This window comes from Actinomadura darangshiensis, from assembly GCF_004349235.1.
GTDB lineage: Bacteria > Actinomycetota > Actinomycetes > Streptosporangiales > Streptosporangiaceae > Spirillospora > Spirillospora darangshiensis.
Map to the genome: position 1 here is coordinate 1 of NZ_SMKY01000333.1, position 9,033 is coordinate 9,033.

Genomic DNA, 9,033 nt, shown 5'->3' on the forward strand with positions numbered 1-9,033 from the left:
GGATCATCGCGTCCATGTCCTTCATGTCCACGGCCCCGCGCCCCCAGACGCACCCGTCTGCGACCTCCCCGCCGAACGGATCCCGCGTCCAGTCCGCGGCCTGCGCCGGCACCACGTCGAGGTGCCCGTGCAGCAGCAGCGCGTCCCGCCCCGGGTCCTCCCCCTCGATCCGCGCGACGAGACTGGCCCGCCCCGGATGCGACTCGAAGATCCGCGACTCCAGCCCGACCTCGCCGAGCCTCTCCGCGACATACTCCGCCGCCGCCCGCTCCCCCGGCCCCGAATGATCGCCCGGGTTGCTGGTGTCGATCCGGATCAGCTCCTGGCAGAGCCGTACGACCTCGTCCTCGCCGGTCGGCTGGTGGGTCACAATGATCACCTCGTGTCCTCGCGTTCCGTCCCATGGTGCCCCGCCGCTCGACTTCGCCGCGACTCGCCACCTTTGGTATGGTGAAGCCCGCCGCAGCCGCGCTGCGGCCTGCGACCGGTCCGGGTGGCGGAATAGGCAGACGCGCTAGCTTGAGGTGCTAGTGCCCTTTACGGGGCATGGGGGTTCAAGTCCCCCCTCGGACACAAACCATTTGCACATGTGGGGGTCTGGGATTACCTGGGCCTCCACGAGTCGTTTCTGGGGATAGTAGGTCATCTTCAAGCCGAGTCCCCTGTAGATCTCGGCCTTGTCGTCGGGGTCGGCGGTGGCGGCAACCTGGGCCAGATCTCCTAGGCGTCTGAGCAGGTCGGCGATGTCCTGAGGGTTGAGACCCTGGGCGCTTGGGGTTGCCCGGAGGTCACTCTCGTAGCGTGCGCGTTCGTTCTGGACTTGGTTGATCCACTTGGTGACCTCGGCCGGGTCGGCGCCGGCTTCGAGTGCGGCCCGGTACTGGTCGAGCCTGCGGTCGCAGGCGGCCAATTTCTTGGTGATGTCGGCCTTGGCAGACTGCAGGGGGTCGAGCGCTTGGGCGGCCAATGCCTTGATGGTCGATTCGATCCGGCCGGGCGCGAACGCGGTCAGCAGCCACTCATCGAGGGGCTTGAGGATCTCGGCCTCCCGCAGATACACCACCTTGGGGTGGTCGATCTTGTTGGCCAAGGCGTACTCCTGGGGAAACCGGCACCGGTAATAGGCCTGGTCGTTGTTCCAGTTGCCTTGCATGCGGCGTCCGCAGTAGCCGCAGAACAGCACGCCGCGAAAGACGTACGGGCGGCGGGTGCGGGTGTGGTGTGGCTTGTGGGTGGCGCGTCCGTGACCGCGCGAGGCGAGGATCTGCCGGGCGCGTTCGAAGTCCTCCACCGTGACCAGCGGCTGGTGTACTTGGTGTTCGGACCAGATCCAGGCGTCGCGGTCGTTCCAGCGCATCTTGGTGGTGTGGCCGAGGGCGACGTCGTCGATGTCCAGCAGGACTTCGTCCTTGCGTTGTTTGTTCCACACCTGGCGGCCGGTGTAGCGAGGGTTGGTGATGACGACGCGCACGGCCGATTTGGACCAGGCGATCTGGCAGCGGTGGCGGTTGCGTGCCGGGTCGCTGGCCGACGGGGATGGCACGCCTTGCCGGGTGAGGTCCTCGGCGATGTCGAAGATGCCGCGCCCATTGATGAACTGCGCGAAGATCCACTTCACGACCAGTGCGTGGGCCGGGTGAGGCTCCAGCCGTTTGAGGCGCTTACCGTCTGCGGCTTTGGCCGGGTTGGGGTGTGGCCCCGCATCCACCAACTCGTACCCGTAAGGTGGCCGGCCACCTAGGTAACGGCCTTCGGTCGCGGTGATGGCGCCCATCGCCGCACGTACCCGGAGCTTGATCCGGTTGCGTTCGCCTTTGGACAGTCCCCCGAACACGCCCATGATCATGTCGTGGGCCTCGTTGGCGGGATCGATCGCCCCGCCTACTTCCGGTACCCACAACGGGACACCGAAGTGCTCGAACAGCGGGAAGGTCAGGCTGTACTGGTTGCCGTAGAAGGCCCGGTGCGGCTCCCCGATCACCACGGCATCAAAGCCTCGGGACGGGTCCTTGAGCTCCTCGATCAACGCGGCGGCCTGCGGACGGCGGGGCCAAGGGATCGAACGTGACCGGTCGACGTCGAAGAACTCCATCACGATCCGGCCGTCTCTTGGACCGATCAACGCGCGGGCGCGGCTGAGCTGCCACGCCCGCGAGGCCTCCGGGTCCTGGTTGTCCTCGGTGGACACCCGGCCATAGAAGGCAAAGCGAACGGCCATCACTCGTTCCCACCGTCCAGCGAATGACCACGATCGCGGCAGTAACCGATCGGCCCGGCGAAGATGTCCAGCAACAGTCGGTGGACGTCGCTGTCGGGGTTGACCGGCCCGCCGAGTTGCGCCACCCACAACTGCACGCTGCACCGGGCGAAGGTTTTCTGCAGGCTCTGGTGGTCTGCGCCTGCCATGGCCAGGCCCGGGTGGGCGATGATCACGGCGTCGAACGGTGCGGGCGTGTTCTTCGCAGCGGCCAGCAGTGCCTGTGCCTGGGGGCGTTGCAGCCAGGGCGTCGACCTGGATGAGTCGACATCGAAGTGCTCGGCGACGATCTGACTTGCATGGGGCTGGACCACGTCCCGGGCGATGCGCAGCTGACGCGCCCGTGCCGTCTCCGCACCACTGATGCTTTTGATGGCAACACGCCCGTAGAACGCGAACCGCATCAGGCTCGGACGGTTCGCCCGCACTGGAGTGCTGTGGGTATCACCCGTCATCGGCGGCCTGCTACTCGCCTGCGCGGGATCGGCTCGGTGGAGTGACGGGGTCGGTCGGTCTGTCACTGGCAGCCTCCCGGTGGGTGGTGTCGACCTGGGTTTGGCGGGCGTCAGCTTGGAGCAGGATGCGTAGCAGTGCGCGGGCAGCGCCGGTAGTGAGCCGGGGCGGCTCACCCGGCACGACCACGCGCAGCCTCCGGCCGTCGCCGGTCACTGCTCGCCCCACATCCAGCAGGCGCTCCAGCGGCACCGGTCATACCTGCGAAGTTGCTGCAGGACGCATGGGTGCCGGTGGCCCCACCATGACCGCCCGCCTTCATTCGGAAACGCAAGGGCGAGCTGCATCGGCCGGCCGGGATGTACGGCACCGAGATATGAAGTGCTCCCTGTCGCAGGCAGGCTCAGGCCGGTGATATCGCCGGAGGCGCTCATTGCGGGTCTCCCGCGACTGACCACACCACGGCAGGGCCCCGGGACGGCACCGGAAGGAGACCCCCCTCGCGTCCCCCTCGCCGGGGCCGCCCCGGGAGGGCGATCGACGCATGCCTGGTCGGCCGTGGTCAAGGAATCCGCCTGGGCGCGGGGTCGACACAGCGAGCCCGCTGCACATCCCAGCGTCGGATGCCATGCGGACGTTTCCCGGGCGCCGCGGGCGATGGTGCAATACTCGCTGCCGGACGGGGCCCGAATGGTTGAGGCCGGCGGCGGCATGCGGCCCGTTCGGCGGGGTCGGTATTGCCCAGGACGTGTGCCGGTTCTGCATGCGCCGACTCTCAGCTTTCGGTGTCGGCGTTCCATCGGGTGTTGATCGTCCAGGCTCTCCGCGTGGCGGGATGCGTTCGACGGCCAATGCTTCCTATCGGCGCCTGGGTGTGAATCCGGCCGTGCGGCGCGCTCGTCCCCGAGTTGGTCTCTGCTCCTGCTCTCAGGGCTGTGGGGGTTGCGCAGGATGATCATGTGGCCGGGCCCTGCATGGCCTGTAGGCGTTCGCGGGCAAGGTCGTGGTAGGCGGGCTGGATGTCGATCCCGATCGCTTCGCGGCCCAGGTTGTGGGCGGCCAGGATGGTCGTGCCTGCTCCGCTGAATGGGTCGAGGACGACACCGCCAGGTGGGCAGCCGGCGGCGATAGCGCGTAGGGGGAGGTCGATGGGGAAGGCGGCGTAGTGGTGGTGGCGGGTGGGCCGGGTCGCGATCGACCACACGGTGCCGGGGTTGGCGCCCTTGGGGTGGATGGTGTTGTGGCGTCCGCCGCGCTGGTTGATGGTTTGGGGGACGTGCCCGCGGGCGATGGCGCCGGGGTGGGTGTGTTTGCGGTTGGGCCAGGTGGTGGTGATGCTGTTCGGCCTCTTACCTCCGTGGGGGCGAGCCCGGCGAGAGGGAGCTCGGGGGCCGGTGTAGGGGGTGCGGATGGCGTCGAGGTCGAAGTAGTAGCGGGGACTTTTGGTGAGCAGGAACAGGTACTCGTGTTTGCGGGCGGGTCGGTCGCGGACCGATTCGGGCATGCCGTTGGGCTTGTGCCAGATGATGTCCGAACGCAGGATCCAGCCGTCGTCTTGAAGGGCCAGGGCAAGGCGCCAGGGGATGCCGAGCAGGTTCTTGTGCGGTACCGGGGCGGAGCGCGCGGCGGTGGCTTGTTCGCTGACGACGTGGCCGAGCTGTGAGCTTCGGCCGGGTGGTCCGCTGGGCTGGGTGCTGTAGCTGTCGCCGAGATTGAGCCAGACGGTGCCGGACGGTTTGAGGACCCGGCGCACCTGGACGAATACCGCCCGCAGGTGGGCGAGGTAGTCGGTCAGGGCGGCCTCGCGGCCGTACTGGCCGGGGACGCCGTAGTCCCGGGTACCCCAGTACGGCGGGGAGGTGACCACGCAGTCGACGCAGTCATCGGGCAGCGTGGCCAGCACCTGGTACGCGTCGCCGGTCAGCAGACGCACGCCGTCGACGTCCCGAGTCATGCCGGCGCCCGTGCTCACCGGCTTCTCCGGCGGCCTCATGAACGCTCCTCGGAATCGTCGTGAAGGCGCCCGGTTACCGGTGGCGTGAAGCCCACCGGAGCCTGGGGTTCCGGCTGAGGCTGCTTCAGCCGTTCTGAACTTGAGCGGGTTGGTGGTTTGCGTAGCACGAGGACGTCCTCGTGGGCGGTGACGTGTAGGGGTAGTCCGGCGGCGCGGGCTTTGCGGGTTTCGTGTGCGGCGAAGAACGACGCCCGGGTGACCAGTCGTTCGTCTTTGATGCCGCACAGCAGGGCGACCAGGCGCTGGACCGGTTCCAGGCCGGCGTCTTGGGCGGCGGCCCAGATTTGGCCGGGGAAGTCGATCAGATGGCCGTGGCGGCGGAACGGTCGGGTGGTGATGGCCACGATGCCGCCCGGCCGCAGCAGAGGTAGGCAGCCGGTCAGGATGTCGGTGAAGCCGGTGAGGAGCCGCTGGTGGCCGCCGCGGACGAGGTTGCCGGGGGTGTTGCCGTAGCTGAAGTCGGATTTGTGCACGCCGGGCTCGCCGGAGTCGCGGGTGGAGCGGATTTGCCCGTGGGTGCTGTCGCCGTAGGGGGGTGAGGTGAGCAGCAGCGCCACCCGCCCGGCCAGGTGCGGGTCGGTGACCAGGGCGTGGGCGTGGCGGGCGTCGCCGGTGATGACCGCGCCGCTGCCGGGCGCCCCGTGCTCGGCGGCGTGGTCGAGGTTGGCGCGTGCCAGGGTGGCCCAGCGTGGTTCCAGCTCGATCCCGACCGCGGTGCGTCCGAGGTGGATGGCTTCGACGAGGGTGGTGCCGATGCCGCACATCGGGTCCAGCACGAGGTCGCCGGGCTGGGTGTAGGCGAGGATGGCGGTGGCGGCCGCGGCGGGCAGCATCTTGGCCGGGTGCGCGGTCGAACCGGGCAGGTAGCGGCCGCGGCGCTGGGAGGCGGCCGGGCGTTGCGCGCAGGCCCATACCGACAGTGGAACCGGCTCGCTTGCGGCGGGAGGTTCGGGCTTGCGCTGGCCGTGGTTGTCGGGGCGACGGCGACGGGCGTCTTCGGGGTGATCGGGGTTGTGAGGCATCACGAGTGCTTCTGCGTTTCCACCCGTTTGTCGGACGGCACTCTGCACAGCAAACACGGCCGCGTAGGCGTTTCTTAGGCGCCCGCTTAGGCATGCCATCGGCACGACTTAGGCACGGATATGGGCAACCATTCTGGCGCCGGTTCGCAGTCACCGCTGTGCCCAGGGCACCCCCTTAGGCACACCTGTTCAGCACCCCAGGTATGCAGCTCCCGCACCCCCCACCTTGGATGGGATCGGTGTACAGGCGTCGTAGGCGCGTCAGGGTTCGGCGCGAGAAGGATCTTAGGCGCGCTCTTAGGTGCGTGCCTGCTTAGGCATTTTTTCGACAGGCAATCGGTAGGCGCCCAGATGGGCGCACGTGCCTAAGAAATGCCTAAGCCGAGTGGCTTCATGGGGGCTCACGGATCTTTTCCGAACCGAGGATTCGAAGGGAGCCCAGCGATGGGAGCTACTGGCGAACGCCGTTCATCCACCACCAGGCACCGGCCCCACGGGTCGCCTCAGCGCCGGCCCGGCGTCCACGAGCCCGGTATCGGCAAGTGGGGGGCTGAGGACCGGCCGCGCCGACAGCACGGGCGTCGCGAGCCGCGGCGTTCGACCTCCCACACCTCTCTGGAAACGGCCGCGCAGGCGTTCGTGATGCTGACCACCGGCCCGGCGCCGCTGTCACTAGACGGAAGTGTTGTCGGGTACGGGCTGCCGCGCCGCGCGATCCCCCTGAACGAGGTGCGGGCGATCCTGCTGCACCCGGCCACGGGCCGCCCCGCCCGGGATGCGGCCTGGCGGCATGTCGTGGAGGAGGCGCACACCGGCACGCCGGCGTGGGTGATCGGGGCGGTGGGCTTGGCCTTGCCGGCGTTGTGGAGGATGGCCGGTGATCTGGCCGAGGGTTACCGCGGTGACGTCGCCGACCTGCACGCCGCGATCCTGGCCGGGTTCGTGGCCGCGCTGCACCGGGTCGATACCGGTCGGCCGGGCATCGTCACCCGGCTGCGGTGGGCCGCCTACCGTGCCGGGCTGCTGGCCCGCTACACCCGCCAGGGCATCCCGCCGATGCCGCTGCCGACGCTGGAGTCGGCGCCGCCGCCGCAGCCGTGGGGTCACCCGGACCTGCTGCTGGCCGACGCGGTCGCCAAAGGTGTGCTGTCGCCGCTGGCGGCCGAGTTGATCGGCCGTAGCCGGCTGGAAGATCTCACCCTCAAGCAGGCCGCCGCCGAGCTCGGGGTCGGGGTGCAGGCGGCCTACAAGGCCCGCCAGCGCGGGGAGCGCCGCTTGGTCGCCGCGATCGCTGCGGGAGATGTGGAGCACAGGCTGTCCAATCCGGTTCCGAAATCCGGTCTTGTCCCTGCGAGGGAGACCAGTGCTCGGGCTCCCGCACCGCCGGAGCCCGAGTCCGGGCCTGCCGGCGGGCCCGGCCGTGAGCCGGCTGGCGTGCGGGGCCGATCCACCGAATCGGACGGCACATCCGACTCGCACCACCCTCGCACGGAAGGAGGAGCCTTCTGCGACCCCGCACGCCAGCCCCCGACCGCGCCTGCGTCCCCGGCGCCACGTGAGCCCAGCACAGCTCGGCGTCGGCGCCACCGCGGAGGGCGGCGGCGCCGCAGGCCGGAGGAGGACACAGGTGGGACGCCATGAGCCGCCTAGTCCGCACCATATGCAGGGTCGCCGTCCCACTTGCTGCGCTGCCCACCAACGTGGCGATCATCGTGATCGCTGCTGCCGGGGCCGCCGAGGCGCAGGTGCTGGCGGACCCGCCGAAGGACCTGAACGAGGTGATCAACAACATCACCAGGTGGCTGGTCGGACTGCTGGTGTCGCTGGCCACCTTGTTCTTGACGGTCGGTGGGATCCGCTACCTGCTCGCCGGGGGTGACCCCGGCGAGGTGGGCAAGGCCAAGGACACCCTGAAGTACGCAGCGATCGGCTACGGCGTCGCGATCCTGGCACCGGTGCTGGTCGCCATTCTCAAAGGCTTCGTGGGCGGGTGAGCCGGATGCCTACCCATTCACGCACCTGGAGCAAGATCGTGCTCGCCGGCTTCGCCGCCGCGATGGCTGCGGTTGCCGTGGCAGGTTCACCGCCGCGCGCGGAGGCAGAACCGGCTGCGGGGCCGGTGATGGCGGCTGCCAGCCCGAGCCCGCAGCCACCGGCTTCGCCCAGCCCGACCCCGGCGCCCACCGCACCGGCGCCCGCTCCGACTGGCTCGCCGACGACGACACCGAACTCGCCGTCGCCGTCAGCCACCTCCTCGGCCCCGGGTCCGTCAACCTCACCGCCGGCGAGTCCGGGCCCGTCGAACACCGATACGGGCGGGTGCGGCTGGTTCGACGTGACGTGCCGAGTCGAGAACGCGGTGAACGGCTGGTTCAAGAGCCTGGTGACCTCGGCGATCAACCCGGTCTTCGACATGTTGGGCCAGTCGCTGCTGTCCACGCCTCGGCTGGACCAGATGCCGCGGGTGTCGGGCCTGTGGAACGGGTCGATGGTGATCGCCAATGCGGTCTTCGTGCTGTTCGTCCTGGCCGGTGGGCTGATCTTGATGGGGCACCAGACCCTGCAGACCTCCTACACGGTCAAGGACATTGCGCCTCGGATCGTCGTGGCGGTGGTCCTGTCCAACATCAGCCTTTTGCTGGTCGGCCACGCGATCGAGCTGGCTAACGGCCTGTCGGCGGCTCTGCTGGGCCAAGGCGTCGATCCCGAAGTGGCCGCCGGGCAGCTCAAGAAGGTCATCGTGCATGCCGTCAACCCGGGCGACGTAGGGATCTTCATCGTGCTGGTGGTCATCTGGGCAGTGCTGCTCGGGCTGATCCTGACCTTCATCTTCGTGATCCGGGTCATGCTCACGATCTTGCTGATCGCCGCCGCGCCGCTGGCGTTGATGTGCCATGCGCTGCCGCAGACCGAGGCGCTGGCCAAGTTGTGGTGGCGGGCCTTGGCCGGGGTGCTGGCGATCCAGGTAGCGCAAGCGCTGGTGTTCATCACCGCGATGCGGGTGGTGTTCACCACCGACATGGTCACCTGGTTCGGGTTGCACACCCCCGCCGACCAGCTCGATCTGTGGATCACCGTGTGCCTGCTGTACATCTTGGTGCGGATCCCGTCCTGGATCTCCCGGCAGGTGTGGCAGGGCGGCCTGTCGCGCAGCCCGCTGGCACGGGCGGCCAAGACGATCGCGATGCTGCTGATCTTCCGCGGCGCCTTCGCCAAACTCAAGGCCGGTCGCAGCGGCACCGGTACAGCGCAGCCTTCACTCCGGCCGCCCCAACCAGGTCAAATAC

At 69.0% G+C, this 9,033-nt stretch carries 8 protein-coding genes, 1 tRNA gene and 1 pseudogene; 4 read left to right on the forward strand and 6 right to left on the reverse strand.

The genetic code is table 11. The features are described 5' to 3' along the window. Positions 1 to 379 (reverse strand): M20/M25/M40 family metallo-hydrolase (locus E1293_RS40225; protein ID WP_132204278.1); only part of this gene is annotated, 379 nt, incomplete at its 3' end. A 108-nt stretch (positions 380 to 487) separates the two neighbouring features. On the opposite strand from E1293_RS40225, the gene E1293_RS40230 reads away from it, so the two are divergent. Next, positions 488 to 573, forward strand: a tRNA-Leu gene (locus E1293_RS40230). A gap of 556 nt (positions 574 to 1,129) precedes the next feature. Here the strand turns inward: E1293_RS40230 and E1293_RS50855 are convergent. From E1293_RS50855 to E1293_RS40250, 4 genes and pseudogenes are all read right to left on the reverse strand, one after another. Then, positions 1,130 to 2,218: pseudogene (locus E1293_RS50855) on the reverse strand (recombinase family protein); the annotation flags it as partial. Continuing rightward, positions 2,218 to 2,712 (reverse strand): recombinase family protein, encoded by a 495-nt coding sequence (locus E1293_RS40240; RefSeq protein ID WP_132204280.1) that lies wholly within the window; start codon positions 2,710 to 2,712, stop codon positions 2,218 to 2,220. The gene E1293_RS40240 and the pseudogene E1293_RS50855, both read right to left, overlap by 1 nt. A gap of 953 nt (positions 2,713 to 3,665) precedes the next feature. Continuing rightward, positions 3,666 to 4,703, reverse strand: a complete 1,038-nt coding sequence (locus E1293_RS40245) for a DNA-methyltransferase (protein WP_243717289.1) — start codon at positions 4,701 to 4,703, stop codon at positions 3,666 to 3,668. Beyond that, positions 4,700 to 5,746 (reverse strand): DNA methyltransferase, encoded by a 1,047-nt coding sequence (locus E1293_RS40250; protein WP_132204282.1) that lies wholly within the window; start codon positions 5,744 to 5,746, stop codon positions 4,700 to 4,702. The genes E1293_RS40245 and E1293_RS40250 overlap by 4 nt, the downstream gene beginning before the upstream one ends. Positions 5,747 to 6,388: 642 nt before the next feature. Between E1293_RS40250 and E1293_RS40255 the strand changes: the two genes are divergently transcribed. Together E1293_RS40255 and E1293_RS48950 are read left to right on the forward strand one after the other, a co-directional pair. Continuing rightward, positions 6,389 to 7,387: a sigma-70 RNA polymerase sigma factor region 4 domain-containing protein gene (locus E1293_RS40255; RefSeq protein WP_132204284.1), complete on the forward strand. Its 999-nt coding sequence runs from the start codon at positions 6,389 to 6,391 to the stop codon at positions 7,385 to 7,387. 59 nt (positions 7,388 to 7,446) lie between these two features. Further along, positions 7,447 to 7,740: a pilin gene (locus E1293_RS48950; RefSeq protein WP_243717291.1), complete on the forward strand. Its 294-nt coding sequence runs from the start codon at positions 7,447 to 7,449 to the stop codon at positions 7,738 to 7,740. On the opposite strand, the gene E1293_RS40265 is transcribed toward E1293_RS48950, so the two are convergent. After that, entirely contained in the window at positions 7,718 to 8,122 is a 405-nt protein-coding gene (locus tag E1293_RS40265) for a hypothetical protein (protein ID WP_132204288.1), read from the reverse strand. The two genes, E1293_RS48950 and E1293_RS40265, sit on opposite strands and share 23 nt — an antisense overlap. On the opposite strand from E1293_RS40265, the gene E1293_RS40270 reads away from it, so the two are divergent. After that, positions 8,106 to 9,033 (forward strand): TrbL/VirB6 family protein (locus E1293_RS40270; RefSeq protein ID WP_207939384.1); only part of this gene is annotated, 928 nt, incomplete at its 3' end. The genes E1293_RS40265 and E1293_RS40270 overlap by 17 nt on opposite strands.